Origin of the sequence: Algibacter sp. R77976, assembly GCF_044594645.1 — a bacterium.
Lineage (GTDB): Bacteria > Bacteroidota > Bacteroidia > Flavobacteriales > Flavobacteriaceae > Algibacter_B.
Genome location: NZ_CP138989.1, coordinates 3,102,884 through 3,121,394, shown reverse-complemented (window position 1 = coordinate 3,121,394; position 18,511 = coordinate 3,102,884). Strand labels below are relative to the sequence as shown.

Annotated in this window: 11 protein-coding genes; 8 read left to right on the top strand and 3 right to left on the bottom strand. The window is 33.0% G+C overall.

Annotated elements, in window-relative coordinates:
- Nucleotides 1–138 precede the first annotated feature (138 nt).
- The 3 genes from SJY43_RS13330 (at nucleotide 139) to SJY43_RS13320 (ending at nucleotide 4,789) form a co-directional block, all read left to right on the top strand.
- Nucleotides 139–1,827, top strand: coding sequence for a histidinol-phosphatase HisJ family protein (locus SJY43_RS13330; protein WP_396601241.1), 1,689 nt, complete (start codon nucleotides 139–141; stop codon nucleotides 1,825–1,827).
- 89 nt (nucleotides 1,828–1,916) lie between these two features.
- On the top strand, nucleotides 1,917–3,827 hold the full coding sequence (locus tag SJY43_RS13325; RefSeq protein ID WP_396601240.1) for a M1 family metallopeptidase: 1,911 nt from the start codon (nucleotides 1,917–1,919) through the stop codon (nucleotides 3,825–3,827).
- A gap of 35 nt (nucleotides 3,828–3,862) precedes the next feature.
- Entirely contained in the window at nucleotides 3,863–4,789 is a 927-nt protein-coding gene (locus SJY43_RS13320) for a patatin family protein (protein ID WP_396601239.1), read from the top strand.
- Here the strand turns inward: SJY43_RS13320 and SJY43_RS13315 are convergent.
- Together SJY43_RS13315 and SJY43_RS13310 are read right to left on the bottom strand one after the other, a co-directional pair.
- Nucleotides 4,775–5,296, bottom strand: coding sequence for a hypothetical protein (locus SJY43_RS13315; protein ID WP_396601238.1), 522 nt, complete (start codon nucleotides 5,294–5,296; stop codon nucleotides 4,775–4,777). The genes SJY43_RS13320 and SJY43_RS13315 overlap by 15 nt on opposite strands.
- Before the next feature lie 302 nt (nucleotides 5,297–5,598).
- Entirely contained in the window at nucleotides 5,599–7,155 is a 1,557-nt protein-coding gene (locus SJY43_RS13310) for an FMN-binding glutamate synthase family protein (protein WP_396601237.1), read from the bottom strand.
- Nucleotides 7,156–7,293: 138 nt separating this feature from the next.
- On the opposite strand from SJY43_RS13310, the gene SJY43_RS13305 reads away from it, so the two are divergent.
- Together SJY43_RS13305 and SJY43_RS13300 are read left to right on the top strand one after the other, a co-directional pair.
- A complete protein-coding gene (locus SJY43_RS13305; protein ID WP_396601236.1) occupies nucleotides 7,294–9,642 on the top strand; it encodes an ATP-dependent helicase in 2,349 nt (782 codons plus the stop codon).
- A 300-nt stretch (nucleotides 9,643–9,942) separates the two neighbouring features.
- Entirely contained in the window at nucleotides 9,943–10,662 is a 720-nt protein-coding gene (locus SJY43_RS13300; RefSeq protein ID WP_396601235.1) for a hypothetical protein, read from the top strand.
- Here SJY43_RS13300 and SJY43_RS13295 read toward each other — a convergent pair.
- A complete protein-coding gene (locus SJY43_RS13295; RefSeq protein WP_396601234.1) occupies nucleotides 10,659–11,528 on the bottom strand; it encodes an alpha/beta hydrolase fold domain-containing protein in 870 nt (289 codons plus the stop codon). The genes SJY43_RS13300 and SJY43_RS13295 overlap by 4 nt on opposite strands.
- A gap of 45 nt (nucleotides 11,529–11,573) precedes the next feature.
- On the opposite strand from SJY43_RS13295, the gene SJY43_RS13290 reads away from it, so the two are divergent.
- From SJY43_RS13290 to cas9, 3 genes are all read left to right on the top strand, one after another.
- Nucleotides 11,574–12,194, top strand: a complete 621-nt coding sequence (locus SJY43_RS13290) for an L-threonylcarbamoyladenylate synthase (RefSeq protein ID WP_396601233.1) — start codon at nucleotides 11,574–11,576, stop codon at nucleotides 12,192–12,194.
- Nucleotides 12,195–12,342: 148 nt separating this feature from the next.
- The gene (locus tag SJY43_RS13285) at nucleotides 12,343–13,737 is read left to right on the top strand and encodes a DUF819 domain-containing protein (protein WP_396601232.1); all 1,395 of its coding nucleotides are present in this window, start codon (nucleotides 12,343–12,345) and stop codon (nucleotides 13,735–13,737) included.
- A 641-nt stretch (nucleotides 13,738–14,378) separates the two neighbouring features.
- Nucleotides 14,379–18,509: a type II CRISPR RNA-guided endonuclease Cas9 gene (cas9, locus tag SJY43_RS13280; protein WP_396601231.1), complete on the top strand. Its 4,131-nt coding sequence runs from the start codon at nucleotides 14,379–14,381 to the stop codon at nucleotides 18,507–18,509.
- Nucleotides 18,510–18,511: the final 2 nt, after the last annotated feature.

Genomic DNA, 18,511 nt, shown 5'->3' with positions numbered 1-18,511 from the left:
TTATGAATTTGAGATGTTTTTATTGGTATTGTTATTTTCTTTTAAAAAAATGGTTGAAAAATATTAAATATAGTATGTAATTCTATTTCATTAGTTAAATTTGATATTCTTAAAAGATAATTTAAAGTATATTGATTGATGAGAAAACTCAACGAATTTATTTGGGAAACACACGGTATTCATGCAGGTACGGAGCAAGATCATGTAAAACATGGTATTGATAAATTAGAAGATATAGTTGATAAAGCTATTGAAGCAGGCAACCCAAGTATTACGTTTATAATTCATTCTCCAAGATTAACAAACTTTCGTTATATCGCTGAAACGGATACAAATGTGAAGTTTATTCGTGGAAATAGATCGTATTTAAATTATCCAAAGCGTATTGCAGATCTTCGTGAGAAATATGACGGTCAAATAAATATAAAATATGGTGTTGAGTTAGAGTGGATGGGACCAGAGATTGGTTTGCAATGGAGTCGATCAAAGATTTTCCAAGCAGAAGATGCAGATTATGTTATTGGATCCGTTCATTTTGCACCAGAAGGATTGCCGTATGATGGCTCTAAAGAGGAGGCTCAAGAATTATTAAAAATGCGCGGAAGTCTTGAAGCGTATTGGGGCGGTTATTTTGATGAAATGACTCAAATGATTCATTGTTTTGGAGATATGATTCAAATAATTGGCCATATCGATTTGCCAAAACTGAATGTGGATATGCCCGAAGCTTTAGTGAATTTTGAAACTAGTGCACACCCATTAGCTAATAAATTTAGAACGCTTTTAGAGCTTATTGCAGATAGAAATTTGTCTCTAGATGTTAATATGGCTGGAAAGTTTAAAGGTGTTGGTGTATACCCTGTTCAAAGTATTCTTAGACGTGCCAACGAACTTCAAATACCGGTTTGTGTTGGTACAGACACACATCACGTGCGTTATTACGGTTTAAATTATAAAGAAAGTTTAGAATATATTCAGGAAGCTGGTTACGAGAGTTATGTAAGCTATTCTAAATTAATTCCTGAAAATCGTACTATTTATGATGATCATGATTTAAAAGTAAAATATACGGTTTTAAATAAAGGTATTGAGTTGCTAAACCAAAGGCTAGATGATAATCAAAGACGAATAATTCCAGATTTTTCTTTTGGTGGTTCTTTTTCTGAGTTTGTAGATTTGTATAGAAGCGCCACAGGAATGGGCGATTATAACGCGATTAGAATTCGAAAGTGGGGCAAATCAATAACCGTTACTAACGAAATACCTAAAAACACACAAACCATTGTTAATGGCTTGTTTTCAGAGCATATAGATTCGCCTGGTGTTATTTCTTCATTGTTTAACACCTTAGCTTCAGAAGGTATTAATGTGGAAACGGCGCGTTTAAAATCGAATAATGATGGTACGGCAGTTGCCTTTTTATCGCTTGATAATGAAAATGGTAAAGTGCAAAGCGCTATAGATTTTACTAAAGGAACAGATACTGGACTTTTTAAAAATTTAACCTATCAAGAAAATGCTGCCATGCCTAATTATTATAGTGAAGGTGTGTATTTACTTGAAATGGATGGCGTAAAATTAAACTTAGCCTTAAGCGATAAGGTAATTTTAACAAAGCATCATAATGCGCCAGGAGTGTTACTAATATTGCTGTCTGCATTGGCTTCAAAGCATATAAATATTAAAGATTTACGTTTAGGAAAATTAAACGATGTTGGATATTCTGCTTTAGCAATTGATGGTGATAGTGATGTTATTCGAAATCTATTATCAAAACTTGGCGAGCAATATTATGAAGCTAATTTAATAGAGTTTCATAGTTTCTAGCAGAAATTTTCTCTTTTGGGTTAATCTTTGCTATATTTAAAATCATGAATCGATTTCTTTTTATTTTATGTTTTAGCGTAAACCTTCTAATGGCGCAACAAACTGAATTTGTTGATTTTAAAGAAGTAAAGACTGTGTTAACTTTTAATCAAATGAAAGTTGATAGTACGGTTTTTAATTCTTATGAAATAAAATTTGATATATTAAAGCAAACCGATTCGGTTTATTTGGATGCTATAAACATGAAATTCCTAAATGTCGCGTTAAACGAAAGCGCTGTAAAATTCAAAAATGATGGGAAGAAGCTTATCATTTATAATCAGTTTGAAGCATCTACAACTTATACGCTCAATTTTCTCTTTTTTGCATCACCTAAAAAAGCCATGTATTTTATTGGTTGGGATGATGATTCTCGAAATCAAATTTGGACTCAAGGTCAAGGTAAGTACACAAGCCATTGGTTACCATCTATTGACGATATGAACGATAAAATAGAGTTCGATATTAGTTGTGTAGCACCAAAAGGTTACGAAGTTATTTCTAACGGAAACATGGTTTCTAAAAGAGAAACGCCAACATATAATTTATGGGAATTTGACATGGAAAACCCTATGTCTAGCTATTTAGTAGCTTTAGTTATTGGTAAATATGATAAGAAGATAGAATATTCTAAAAGTGGTATTCCTTTAGAAATGTATTATTATCCTGAAGATTCTTTGAAAGTTGAGCCAACATATCGTTACTCAAAGCAAATGTTCGATTTTCTTGAAAAGGAAATTGGCGTACCATATCCTTGGCAAAACTACAAACAAGTATCTGTAAAGGACTTTTTGTATGCTGGTATGGAAAATACAAGTACCACAATTTTTGCAGATAGTTTTGTAATTGATTCCATTGCGTTTGTAGATAAAAACTATGTAAACGTAAACGCTCATGAATTGGCGCATCAATGGTTTGGAGATTTGGTTACCGAAGTTTCTGGGACACACCATTGGTTGCAAGAAGGTTTCGCGACCTATTATGCGTTATTAGCAGAACGCGATATTTTTGGAGACGATTATTACTATTGGCGATTGTATGAATATGCCCAAGAATTGTTAGAACAAGATAAAGCTGGCGGAAGCACATCGTTGCTAGATCCAAAATCCAGTAGTACAACGTTTTATAAAAAAGGGGCTTGGGTGTTGCATTCACTTCGAGAGAAAATTGGAGATGAGGCTTTTAAGAGAGGCGTTAAGAACTATTTGAAAAAGCATCAATTTAAAAATGTTGATACAGAAGATTTTATAAGTGAAGTTGAAAAGGCTAATGGAGAGGATTTAAGTGAATTTGTTGAAGTATGGCTTAGGGGTAAAAGTTTTAATTATGATATCGCTTTAGGAAGCCTTAAGAATTCTGTATTTATTCAGGAGTATTTAATGGTTGATTGCGAAGCTTATACTTCAAAATGTAAGGAGTATTTAGTTTCTGGAATTTCAGATGAAGCAAAAATAAAAGTAGTTTCCCAAATTACTAGTCATGTAGATAAGGAAGATTTTAAAAATAGTTTAAAAGTCCGTCAAGCTTTGGCTAAATCAATGACTCAAATCCCTTCAGAATTAAAAACAGAATACGAATCACTACTAAATGATAAATCATATATAACCATTGAAGCGGCCTTATTCAATCTATGGAAAAACTTTCCGCAAGAGCGACAAAAATATTTAGATAAAACCGAAGGTATTCAAGGGTTTAGTGATAAGAATGTTAGAATATTGTGGTTGGCATTAAATTTAGTCTCTGCAGATTTTGAAGATAAAAACATACGCGGTTATTATCAAGAGTTAATAGATTATACGAGTCCTAAATATGGTTTTGAAATTCGTCAAAATGCATTTCAATATTTATATCAAATACAAGCTTGTACTGATAAATGTAAAGAAAACCTTGAACAAGCTACTAAACATCATAATTGGCGGTTTTCTAAATTTGCAAAAGAAATGGTTAAACTAACCAAATAGATATTAAGTTTTATATTTTTGTTTAAATTAAAAAAATGAAAGCATTAGTAATTTCTGGAGGAGGAAGCAAAGGCGCTTATGCAGGCGGTGTTGCAGAGTATTTAATTAAGGAAGAAGGTAGAGATTATGATATGTTTTTAGGCACTTCTACAGGAAGTCTTTTAATACCGCATTTAGCAGCTGGTAAGGTTGATAAAATTCACAAAGTATTTACTAATGTTAATCAAAATAATATATTTAGCGTTAGTCCTTTTGTAATTCGTAGAAAAGGTGATAGAGAGTATGTTTCTATCGATTTTTTAAATTCTTTATGGCAGTTTATTAAAAGAAAACGAACATTTGGAGAGAGTAAGGCGTTACGTCGTTACTTAAAAAAACATTTTACTTATGATGAGTTTAAGGCTATAAAAGAAGCGAAACATGATGTGGTTGTAACGGTCTCTAATTTGTCTAAAAACATTGTGGAATATAAGTCTATTAAAGACTTTAGTTATGATGAGTTTTGCGATTGGATTTGGATTTCTTGTAACTATATTCCGTTTATGTCTTTAGCAAAAAAAGATGGGTTTGAATATGCCGATGGTGCTTTTGGATGCGTAGTTCCTATTCGTGAAGCTATATTGCGTGGTGCAACGGAAATTGACGCCATTATTCTAGAGTCTGAGAGTATGCAATACAATAAAGTGCTTGGTAAAAATCCTTTTTCGTTGATGTTAAGCTTATTTGGGCACCTTTTAGATCAGGTTGAGCGTAGTGATATTTTAATAGGGAAGTTGGCAGCAAAAAATAAAGATGTAAAACTCAATCTATATTATACACCCGCAAAACTTACCGAAAACTCATTAGTGTTTAATAAAAAGTTAATGACTTCTTGGTGGCAACAAGGTTATTATTATGCAAAACAAAAGTGCGAACATGCACGATCTAATGAGTTGCGAGAAAGTGATTTACCACAAGTCTGAAACTTCTTCTTTAATAAAAGAAAGCGCTGCATCGCTAGGTGATCTGCGCTCCATCATTTCTGTTAAAACAACTTCTCTTAGCTTATTTGCAGTATCTGTTTTTTCTAACATACTGGCTTTTCTAATCAATTGAATTGTCGCATTTTTCGCTGTTGTTATGATGTTCCAGCATTTATCGCTAATGTAAATTTGTTGCGATAAATTATGTTCAAATTCTTGCTCTATACTTTGTATAAGTAAGGATTCGTAATCTTCTTTATTTGAGGATATTGGAGTTATTCTAATTAATAGTTTGGAAGGCGAAAGACGTTCTAAAAAAAGCGCCATACGTTCATAAGCTTGGAGGCGCAATGGCATTGCATTTACCTGCATATCTTTTTTTAATAAGAACCGTCTACGACCATCTTCATTTTTGGTATGCTCTTTAAAAAAATAATAGGCAATAACTCCTGTTATTAATGAAGGTATTGCAAATAAAAAAAGGTCTAGAATTCTACTAATTTCCATAAAAAGATAATTTTATTACAAACATAGGTGGTTTGTGTTTATTGGACAAAAAATATTTTAAACTATTATGTTTAATGCTAGTTTTTAAAACGTGATGCTTGTTTTAATTTAAAAGGTTCTACTTTAGTTTGCGCAAGGGATAGTAGTGGATAGCCCAAAGCCTGACGAAGGAAGTGCGAGGACTTGTAACGGATAGCCCGACCCTTGTGGTTGCGCCCAAAAAAACATAAAACCAAAAGAATATAAGTGTTTAGCTTATTTAAGTAAGCCTGTAACCTGTAACCTGTGACTGCGATGAAAACTTATTCCACACCTCCCAAATGCATACAATCTTTTAAATGTTGCACCCCTTTAAATGGTACTGGTGTTTTCTGGTACATAAAGGTTCCGTTTAGTTCTTTTGAAAGGTTATGGTCGTCAACATTAATTTCAATATCGCTCATTTTAAACTCGCATGGGTGCTCGTAACCAGCGGCATGTGTAATTTCTATAAACTCTTTTCTAAAGGTTTTAAAATATTGTGCTAAACGCTCAGATTTTAAAGGTACATTAATACCGTTTTGCGTCCATTTTTTTTGAGTAGCAATTCCAGCAGGACAGCGATTGGTATGGCAAATTTGAGCTTGTATACAACCAATACTCATCATAGCTTCACGAGCCACGTTTATGCAATCTACACCCATTGCAAGCGCCATAGCTGCTTTGGCAGGAAAACCAAGTTTACCACTACCTACAAACACGATACGTTCACTTAAGCCTTTAGATTGAAATAGTCTGTATAAATCACTAAACCCATAAACCCATGGTAGTGAAACGTGATCTGCAAAACTTGGCGGCGCTGCACCTGTTCCGCCTTCACCGCCATCAACGGTAATAAAATCAGGGCCTTTTCCTGTGGCTTTCATTATGTCGGCTAACTCTTCCCATTGCTCTAATTTTCCAATAGCGGCTTTAATGCCTACTGGTAAACCTGTTTCTTTGGCAATTTTTTCTATAAAATCGACCATTTCTGGAACATTAGAAAATGCTTTATGAGTAGGAGGAGATAGTACATCTTTACCAACTTCAACACCTCTAATTTCTGCTATTTGCTTTGTTATTTTTGCACCTGGTAAAACACCACCTTTTCCTGGTTTAGCACCTTGCGATAGTTTTACTTCTATGGCGCGTATAAAGGGGTTCTTGTTTACAAGGTCGACCATTTTTTCCATTGAAAAACCACCGTCTTCAGATCGAACTCCAAAATACCCAGTACCAAAATGGAAAACCACATCACCACCATTACTGTGGTATGGTGATAATCCACCTTCACCGGTATTATGGTAGGCTCCTGCTATTTTTACGCCTTTGTTTAAAGATTCTATCGCTTTTGCGGAAAGCGAACCAAAACTCATAGCAGATACATTAATTATAGAAGCAGGTCGATATGGTCGTTTTCGTTTATTGAATTCACCCATTACCTTTGCGCAAGGCAAAAAGGTTTTATCGATTTTATGAGGATGATTTTCTGGTAATTTAAAAGGCATCATAGCATTATTTATAAAAATATGCTGATGCGCATGAATATCTCTATCCGTTCCAAAACCTTCGTAGTTGTTTTCTTTTTTTGCCGAAGCGTAAATCCAACCACGCTCTATACGATTAAATGGTAATTCTTCTCTGTTATTAGCCACAAAATATTGGCGCATTTCCGGACCTATGCTCTCTAGCCAATAGCGTAAATGCCCAACAATAGGGAAGTTATGACTAATAGTGTGCGATCGTTGAAAAAATACATCTCGTATAGCTACAAATGCTAAAACGATTAAAATCCAACCCCACCATGCTATACTTGAGAAAAACTGTAATACTAAATCCATAGGTTCTTTTTATAAAGTCTAAATATATTCAAAATTCATGAATGCAAAAATATCTTTTAATTGTTTATAATTATTAATAATTCTGAAGGGAAAAAAGTATAACAATGGTTATTTTCACGATATAAAAATGAAGATGATTTGGAAAAGTATTTAAGCCAGTTAAACGAAGCACAATTAGAACCTACAATTCAGGTTGATGGCCCTATGATTGTTATTGCTGGCGCAGGTTCAGGAAAAACACGTGTATTAACATTTCGTATTGCTTATATGATGAGTAAGGGTATTGATCCCTTTAATATTTTGTCGCTTACGTTTACAAATAAAGCGGCTAAAGAAATGAAAGAGCGTATCTCGACAATTGTTGGTGCTAGCGAATCTAAGAATTTATGGATGGGAACCTTTCACTCCATATTTGCAAAAATATTAAGGATAGAAGCAGATAAATTAGGGTACCCAAGTAATTTTACTATTTACGATTCTCAAGATTCAGGACGATTGATAGCCTCTATAATCAAAGAAATGAATCTTGATAAAGATATTTATAAATACAAGCAGGTTTTAAGTAGAATTTCATCTTACAAAAATAGTTTGATTACGGTTCGTGCTTATATGCAAAACCCAGAACTTAAGGAGGCTGATGCTATGGCAAGACGCCCAAGAATGGGAGATATTTATAAAGAATATGTAGACCGCTGTTTTAAGGCAGGCGCTATGGATTTTGATGATTTACTGTTGAAAACCAATGAGTTGTTAACGCGTTTTCCAGAGGTTTTAGCTAAGTATCAAAACCGATTTAAATACATTTTGGTAGATGAGTATCAAGATACAAACCACTCGCAGTATTTAATTGTTAGAGCTTTATCTGATAAATTTCAGAATATTTGTGTGGTAGGTGATGATGCGCAAAGTATTTATGCCTTCCGTGGCGCGAACATTAATAATATTTTGAATTTCCAGAATGATTATGACGATGTAAAAGTGTTTCGATTAGAACAGAACTACCGTTCTACAAAAAATATAGTAAATGCAGCTAATTCAATCATTGATAAAAATCAAACGAAACTTGATAAAATCGTATGGACAGCCAATGATGAAGGTGAAAAAATAAAAGTACACAGGTCGTTAACCGATGGTGATGAAGGGCGTTATGTAGCAAGTACTATTTGGGATAGCAAAATGCAAAATCAGCAAATGAATAGCGATTTTGCTATTTTATATAGAACCAATGCACAATCACGGTCTATTGAAGATGCATTAAGAAAGCGTGATATCCCTTATCGAATTTATGGTGGCACATCCTTTTATCAGCGAAAAGAGATTAAAGATGTTATTGCATATTTAAGGTTGGTAATAAACCCGGCTGATGAGGAAGCCTTAAAACGAATCATTAATTTTCCAGCAAGAGGTATTGGTCAAACTACAGTAGATAAACTTATTGTTGCTGCAAATGGGTACAATCGTACCATTTTTGAGGTGATGAAAAACATTGATAAAACCAATGTTAATATAAATTCTGGAACCAAAACAAAACTTCAAAATTTTGTAACGCTAGTAGAAAGCTTTCAAGTACTCAATCAAACTGCAGATGTTTTTGAGTTAGCAGAACATGTTACCAGAACCACAGGTATTATTAAAGAATTCAATAAAGATGGCACGCCAGAAGGTGTGGCTAAAATGGAAAATATTGAAGAGCTTTTAAACGGTATGAAAGATTTTGTGGAAGGGCAAAAAGAAATTGCCGATACCACAGGGTCTTTAGCAGAGTTTCTTGAAGATGTTGCTTTAGCTACAGATGCCGATGCTGATAAAGGCGATCCAGATCACGTTGCCTTAATGACGATTCACTTAGCAAAAGGCTTAGAGTTTTCTAATGTGTTTGTTGTTGGTTTAGAAGAAGATTTATTCCCAAGTGCCATGAGTGGAAATACACGTGCCGAATTGGAAGAAGAACGTCGTCTTTTTTACGTAGCCGTTACCAGGGCAGAAAAGCAAGCCTATTTAACCTATGCCTTATCAAGATACCGTTGGGGGAAATTGGTAGATTCTGAGCCTAGTCGTTTTATAGATGAAATTGATGAGCAATATTTAGATAATGTAACTCCAATTGAAGAACGCAGATTTAACCCCATGCTTTCTGCCGATATTTTTGGAGATGTAGAGCCAGCTAAGGCTAATCCAAATAAAATTAGATACAAACCTGCTAAAAAACCAGTATTCAAAAAAGGGAATTCTGCTAAAAAAGAAACAGAAAAATTTAAGGTTACAACGCCTAAAAATTTAAAACCCGTAACTAAAAGTCAAGGCGAAGCCAATTTGTTTGATAATAAATTAGCTGTTGGTAATCTTGTTAAACACTTACGTTTTGGAATAGGAGAGGTTAAGAAAATTGAAGGAGCTGGAGCAGATACTAAAGCCGAAATTAATTTTCAGCATGGTGGTGTAAAAAAGCTATTACTTCGTTTTGCTAAGCTGGAGGTTATTGGGTAAAAACTTATAATGCTAATAAAATGCTTTTGTGTTTTTAGTTAAATCAGTTTCCAAGTGTCAGTTCGAGTGATTTTTTTAGTAAAAAATCGTATCGAGAACTATTATGAAAGATGAAATTCTAATTTTTAATACCTGCCAGAAACAGACAGTCATGTATAATTCATTTTTGATTCTAAAAATACTTGAATAGACAGTATTTTATCTTAATGCATAACGAGTGATGTTAAAGTTTTATTAAAGCCCGCCAGTTTATTTTTAATAAAGCATCTAAATTTTAATAAACATATAATCAATTACGATATGAGAGTTTTTCTTTTATTACTGTGCGCCTTAAGTTTTAATATTACGCAAGCCCAACCAGGTGGCGGCGGTGGCGGTGGCGGAATGCGAGGAGGTCAAGGCGGTGGCATGGGCCAAGGCGGTAGTATGCAAGAACGCCAAGAAAGACCAGAATTTAATGCGTCTCAAATGGCAGGTATCTTTTCTTATGATGATAAAGAAGTTGTAAAAAAAATAAAAATTAAAAAGAAAGATAAAGACTTAATACTTAATGTTAGGCAAGCTATTAACAAATACAATACTAACGTTCAAGAAATAGCTTTATTAAACAAAGATAATTTTGACACTTTAAACGTGTTTGTGAATACCATAATGAAATCTGCCATGCAAAATAGAAGGCAACAACAATCAGGCTATGGTATGCAAAGCGGCGGAGGTATGCAGGATGATAATGATATGCAGAATGATGACAGTAGGAATGTTATGAGAAATACTATGCGGTTATCAAAAGAAAAAATAGAACCAGCAAAAATAGCTGTTCAAGAAGAAGAAATGAAGCTGAATAAAAATTTAGAGTCTATTCTTGATGAAAAACAGTACAAAAAATGGTTAAAATATCAGGAAGACACAAAAGAAGCCATGCAACCAGAAAAACCATCTAATAATCGTCAGAGCCAGAATCAAGGCGGCGGCGGAATGCGTGGCTCCGGTGGCGGAGGTGGCGGTGGCGGAATGCGTTAGTTTAAATGCACTTGGATAAACGCTTTAAGCTTTGTCCAAGTGTCTAGTAATTCTATGCCATCCCAACCATGTCCTTCTTCAGGATATAAGGTAAATTCATTTGTAACATCAAGACTTAAAAGTTTATCGCGCATTGCGATACCTTGGGTTGTTGGTATTAAAGGATCCTTACCACCATAAAATAAAATAGTGGGTGGTGCCGTTGTTTTTACTTGATGATATGGGCTAATTTCTTCCAGAAATGCCGTTTCAGTACTAATACCAAATAAGTCTATTAATGGTTGAACAATTGGGTTTGCATCTTCCAAATAAGCTGGATCTGTAAAATTAGTTGGTCCAACTACACTACAAACCATTTTAACATTATTAGCAGAGTCAAAGGCATAACTCCATAATAACGATAAATGCGCACCAGCGCTTACACCAATAAAGCCTAAAGTGTTAGATATGGTATATTTAGAATTATTGGTTTTTAAATAATTTATAACCGAGGTAATATCATTAATCTGCATTGGGTAAGGCGAAATATTAGTGTCTGCCAAACGGTAATTAATATTAGCTATGGCTTTGTTTGGAAATTCTTGACGAATAAGTGTTACAAAAGCATTCATTTCACTTTTATCGCCAGAAGACCACCCACCGCCATGCACTAATACTAAGATTTCGGTATCTACAGTTCTATTGGCAGGTAAGTACAAATCAAAAGTTTGGTTTACATCATCGCCATAACTTATGTTTAAAGCTTCGTAATATTCAGACGGATTTAATCCCGTTTCTGTTTCTTCAATAGTGTTATTCTCACTAGAACAACTAAAAACGAATAGGATTACTATTAAATTAAATACAACAACCTTTAGAAATTTCATAAATTAGAAATATATTTACTTAAACGAGTTGACAATATAATTATTATGGCGGAATTTATACGAATTTATAAGGAAAACCCGAACCCTAAGGAGATAAATAAGGTTGTTAAGATATTAAAGAAAGGCGGATTAATTATCTATCCTACCGATACCGTTTATGGCTTAGGCTGTGATATTACTAATATTAAGGCTTTAGAAAAAGTAGCTAGAATTAAAGGTGTTAAGTTAGAAAAGGCTAATTTTTCATTCATTTGTCACGATTTAAGTAATTTAAGTGATTACGTAAAACAAATTGACACCTCGGTTTTTAAAATATTAAAACGCGCACTTCCGGGGCCATATACATTTATACTTCCGGGTTCAAAATCGTTACCAAACCCGTTTAAGAAAAAGAAAACAGTTGGTATTCGTGTGCCAGATAATACTATTGCTTTAGAGATTGTAAAGCAACTTGGTAACCCCATTATATCAACCTCTATTCATGACGAAGATGAAGTTTTAGAATATACCACAGACCCAGAATTAATATTAGAAAAATGGGATAATTTGGTCGATTTGGTAATAGATGGCGGTTATGGTGATAACGAAGCCTCAACCGTAATAGATTTATCAGAAGAAGAACCTATAGTTGTAAGAGAAGGCAAGGGGAGTTTAGAAATTTTTTAAAAGCATCGTTTTTTTTAAAGCATAAAATGAAACTAAATGTCAGTTCGAGTGATTTCGATGTTTTTTTTAAATCGTATCGAGAACCAAATTAATCGTAAAATTCACTCGAAACGACAGCGTTTCTATAATTATAAATTAAAACCAAAACATGAACATATCAGAAATTAGTAGTGATATCCCTTTATTTGCAAACGACACCATAATCTTTGGTGTTTTAGCTGTAACGCTAGCACTCATATTTTATTCATCTAGTTTACCACAGTTTTCAAAATTTTACAAAATAGTTCCAGCGCTTTTATTATGCTATTTTATACCGTCTGTATTGAGTTCCGTGGGGTTAATAGCAGATAAATGGATAGATGTTTCGGCAACCATACAACATTTACAATCCGTATACGGAAATTTAGAAGGAGTCACCAATTTAAATACGTTAAAGGAATATATAGTTGCTCACAATATAGAAGCGGCTTCATATTCACAGTTTATCGGCGGAAGCAAATTGTATTATATGGCTTCACGCTTTTTATTACCAGCATCCTTAGTACTTTTAACCATGAGTATCGATTTAAAAGGCGTTTTTAAATTAGGCTCAAAAGCATTAATTATGTTTTTAACGGCTACAGTTGGTGTTATGATTGGTGGTCCTTTGGCTATTTTGTTTTTTAATTATGTAGCACCAGATATTTTAATAGAGGTAGAAGGCACCGAGTTATGGAAAGGCTTATCAACCGTTGCCGGAAGTTGGATTGGCGGCGGCGCCAATCAACTAGCCATGAAAGAGCAATGGGAGGTAAGCGATAGCCTGTTTAGTATCATGGCCGTAGTAGATGTTTTGGTTGCCGAAGTCTGGATGGCATTTTTGTTACTTGGCGTTGCCAAATCAGATAAAATAGATAACTACTTCAAAGCCGATAATTCGTCCATTACAGCACTTAAAAACAAAATGGAAAAATTTACTTTAGATACCGCTAGAGTGCCTTCTTTTAACGACTTAATAATTCTTTTAGGTATAGGTTTCGGAGTCACTTCAATAGGGCATATAGTAGGCGATAACCTCGGGGTTTGGATAAAAGAAAACGCACCCTTACTGGTCGATTTCGGATTAGGAAGCTCCTTTTTCTGGTTAATTATCACAGCTACAACCATTGGCATCATCCTATCGTTTACAAAAATAAAAAGTTACGAAGGCGCAGGCGCAAGTAAAATTGGGACTGTTTTTATTTACATTTTAGTAGCATCCATAGGTATGAAAATGAATTTAAATGCCATTGTAGAAAACATAAGTTTATTTGCCATTGGCTTTGTCTGGATGATCATTCATGTAGGCTTACTCTTTATAGTCGCTAAAATTATAAAAGCACCCTATTTCTTTTTGGCAGTAGGCTCTAAAGCCAATATTGGTGGTGCAGCTTCTGCACCCGTTGTGGCTGGTGCTTTTCATCCGTCGTTAGCGCCTGTGGGTGTATTGTTAGCGGTATTAGGCTATGCTTTAGGCACGTATGCGGCCTTTGCCTGTGCTTTAATGATGAAGTGGGTGAGTTAGTTTTTGAATTCCACTTCGAGTAATTCTGAAGTATGAGGAATTGTATCGAGAAGTTGGGCGTTACCACAAGGGTCGGGCTTTCACTACTCAATCCCTCCTGCGTCGGGGATTTCAAACATGCCGTTCAATCCCTGCCTGCCGGCAGGCAGGCCTAACGCGGGTTCGTTTGCTACTTGGTTTTAAAATTGAACGTTATTTTAATTTTGTATGGGTTCGGTTAATACAAAGATAGGTTTCCGTTTTAATGAAATTTATCGATTGTAAAATAAATTGAGCTAATTATTCACTCGTATCATCCTAAAAAAAGTTACATTTTTTAATTAATCCAATAATAAGTTTACAAATAATTCTTAGTCTTGTTTTTGATTAAGAATTTTCTTTATGTGCTGGTTAAAAATCACATAATTTCATTATTTTTAGATTCTCTCTAAGAATTTATAGCACAAAAAGCAACAATTAAAAAAAGCGATTCGTGAGAACCGCTTTGAATGTTTTCACAACGGAATAATCCTTATTGTGAATTGATTTCAAATTGTACTGCAATATAACAAAATGTTTTTAATTGAAATTACGGGTTTCAGTAAATTAAAAACTTAAATAATTAGCAATTTTAAAGTATTAAAGAAAACATAAAATAATATATGAAAAAAGTATTAGGTTTAGATTTAGGAACCGCATCTATAGGTTGGGCGTTGGTTAAAGAAGCGGAGAATGAAGAGGAAACTTCTGAAATTATAAAACTTGGTGTTCGTGTAAATCCGTTATCTGTTGATGAAAAAACTGATTTTGAAAAAGGAAGACCACTTTCAATAAATGCCGATAGAACATTAAAACGAGGAGCAAGACGTAATCTGCATCGATTTAAACTTAGAAGAAAAAATTTAATTGAATTACTTTTAAAAGAAAACTTTATTGATAAACAAACGCTTCTAGCAGAAACAGGCAATTCTTCAACGTTTGAAACTTTAGCATTTAGAGCAAAAGCTGTAAAAGAAAAAATTGATTTAGAGGCTTTTGCAAGGGTACTTTTGGCTATTAATAAAAAAAGAGGTTATAAAAGCAGTAGAAAAGCTAAAAATGAAGAGGAAGGAAGTTTAATTGATGGGATGGCAGTTGCCAAAGAAATGTATGACCGCAAAATTACACCAGGACAGTTAGTTTTAGAATTACTAGAAAAAGGTAAAAAGTTTATTCCTGATTTCTATCGCTCAGATTTAAGAGCAGAATTTGATGCTATTTGGGAATACCAAAAGCAATTTTATCCAAAGGTTTTTACGGATGAGTTTTATAAAGCGTTAGATGGACAAGGACAACAAAATACTAGAAAACGATTTTTAGCAATACATGAAATTTATACTGCTGAAAATAAAGGGAAACGAGATGCAGTAAAACTACAACATTATAAATGGCGAGTATCCGCACTTTCAAAAAAGTTAGAATTACCTGAAGTTGCTTATGTTTTAGTTGAGATTAATAACAATTTAAATAACTCTAGTGGTTATTTAGGAGCTATTAGTGATAGGAGTAAAGAGTTGTTTTTTAATAAAGAAACTGTTGGTGAGAATTTATATAATCAAATTCAAAAAAATCCACATACTAGTTTAAAAAACCAAGTATTTTATAGACAAGATTATTTAAATGAATTTGAAGAAATTTGGGAAAAGCAAGCAAAATTTCATCCAGAATTAACAAATAAATTAAAAGATGAAATTAGAGATATTGTCATCTTTTATCAGCGTAAATTAAAATCACAAAAGCACCTTATTTCTATTTGCGAATTTGAAAAGCAACATAAAGTGCTTCCTAAATCTTCCCCGTTATTTCAAGAGTTCAAAATATGGCAAGTTTTAAATAATGTACAATTTAAAAACAAAGAAACTAAAGCAATTAAAATTTTAAATGAAGATGATAAAACATTGCTTTTTGAAGAATTAAATCTACGAGGGAATTTAAAAACCGATGAAGTTTTAAAGTTGATGGAATTACCTAAAAAACTTTGGACTTTAAATTATAAAGAAGGTTTAGAAGGCAATTCTACTAATAAAGCTTTATATAATGTATATCAAAACATTGCGGAAAACGAAGGTTATGGATTTGATTGGGCTAAAAAAACTGCTAAAGAAATAAAGGATGAATTAAAAAATATATTTCCAATAATAGGTATTAAAGCGGAGGTTTTGGACTTTGAAAGTGCTATTGATGGAAATAATTTTGACAAACAATTAAGCTATCAACTTTGGCATTTATTATATGCAACCGAGGATGATGTGAAGTTAAAAGAGGAAGATGTATTATTGTTTGGCAATTCGAATACGTCATTAAAAAAGAATCTTTTTAACAAATATGGTTTTAAAAAAGAATACGGAGATATGTTGGCTGGAGTTTCTTTTCCTCAAGATTATGGAAGTTTAAGTGCAAAAGCTGTTAAAAAAATATTACCATTTTTAAAAGAAGGTCATGAGTTTTCTGAAGCTTGCAAATTAGCAGGATATAGACACTCTCATCACTTAACAAAAGAAGAAGCTAAAACAAGAATTTTAAAAGACACTTTAGAATTGCTTCCTAAAAATAGTTTAAGAAATCCTGTTGTAGAGAAAATTTTAAATCAAATGATTAATGTAATTAATCAAGTGATAGAAACTTACGGGAAACCTGACGAGGTTAGAATAGAATTAGCACGAGAGTTAAAAAAATCTGCTAAGGAAAGAGCAGAAACTACAACTTATGTAAATGCTGGAAAAAAACTGCATGAGGATATTCGAAAAATTTTAGCTAAAGATTTTGGTATTAAAAACGCCTCTAGAAATGATATTATTCGTTATAAACTTTATGAGGAGTTAAGCACAAATGGTTATAAAAGTCTTTATACAAATAAATTTATACGAAAAGAGCAGCTTTTTTCATCTCAAATTGAAATAGAACATATTATTCCTAAGGCAAAACTATTCGATGATTCGTTTTCAAACAAAACATTAGCATTTAGTACGCCAAATAAAGATAAAGGAGATTCTACTGCTTTTGATTTTATTGAAAACAATTATGCTTCAGATTTAGAAAATTATCAGGCACGAGTAAAAGCATTATATGATGCAAAAGCTATTGGTAGAGCTAAGTATAATAAGCTATTAATGAAAGAAAGCGAATTGCCCGATGGCTTTATAGAACGCGATTTAAGAAACAGTCAATATATAGCAAAGAAGGCAAAGCAATTGTTGCTAGAGGTTTTTAGAACGGTAAATACTACAACGGGAAGCATTACCGATAAGCTTCGAGAAGATTGGGATTTAATTAATGTAATGAAAGAGTTAAATCTCCCTAAATACAAAGCATTAGGATTAACCGAAATTCAAGAACGAAAAAATGGTAAAAAAATCGAACAAATTATTGATTGGACAAAACGTAACGACCATCGTCATCATGCCATGGATGCTTTAACCGTTGCTTTTACCACATACAACCATGTTAATTATTTAAATCATTTAAATGCATCAAGAAATGAGAAGAATAATGAGCTTTTTGCCGTAAGAAATAAAATAACAAAAATGTATGGACGAGACGAAGGACGTAAAAAACGAAAGTTTGTTCCTCCAATGCCTTATTTTAGGGAAGAAGCCAAAGAACATATCGAATCGATTTTAGTATCGTTTAAAGCAAAAAACAAAGTCGTTACAAAAAACAAGAATATAATTAAAACTAAAAATGGCTATAAAACTGTTGTTCAGCTTACTCCACGAGGGCAATTACATAAAGAAACCGTTTATGCTGGTAGAAAAAAAGCCGTAGTGAAAACCGAAAAAATATCTGCAAAATTTACTTTAGATAAAATAAATCAAGTTACTAAACCATTGTATAGGGCAGCATTATTAAAACGGTTAGAAGAACATAATGGAGACCCTAAAAAAGCATTTTCTGGTAAAAATAGTGTGACTAAAAACCCAGTTTTATTAGAAAATGGGAAAATGATACCAATAGAAGTAAAAACTCAATATTTCGAAACTATTTTCACCATTAGAAAACCTATAAATCCTGATAATTTTAAAGATTTAAAAAGTTTACAAAAAATTCAAGATTTAAAGGTTAAAGAAATTTTAGAAAACCGATTGAAAGCATTTGGTGGTAAAGCAAAAGAAGCCTTTTCAGATTTAGATAAAAACCCAATATGGTTAAATAAAGAAAAAGGTTTACAAATTAAAAGAGTAGCGATTTCTGGTGTTAGTAATGTTGAAACTTTGCATCATAAAAAAGACCATTTGGGTAAAGATTTTTTAAATGAAAAAGGAGAACAAGTACCTGCTGATTTTGTGAGTACAGGAAATAATCATCACGTTGCTATTTATAAAGATTCAAATGGTAAATTACAAGAAAAGGTAGTTCCTTTTTATGAAGCAGTAGCTAACGTTAATGCCGATGTCTCAATTATTGATAAGGAATATAATAAAGAAAAAGGGTGGGAGTTTTTGTTTACAATGAAACAAAATGAAATGTTTGTTTTTCCTTCTGATGATTTCAGTATTAATGAAATTGATTTATTGGATAAAGCTAATTATACCTTGATTAGTCCTCATTTGTTTAGAGTTCAAAAAATTGCTACTAAGAATTATATGTTTTGTCATCATTTAGAAACAAAAGTTGTTACAAATGAAATTTTGAAAACCAAAAAGAAATTGTCCCAAATAACCTATAATTTTATTCAAAGCACAGAGCCATTAAGAAATTTAGTGAAAATTCGTCTTAATCATTTAGGAGAAATAGTCCATGTTGGGGAATATTAAGT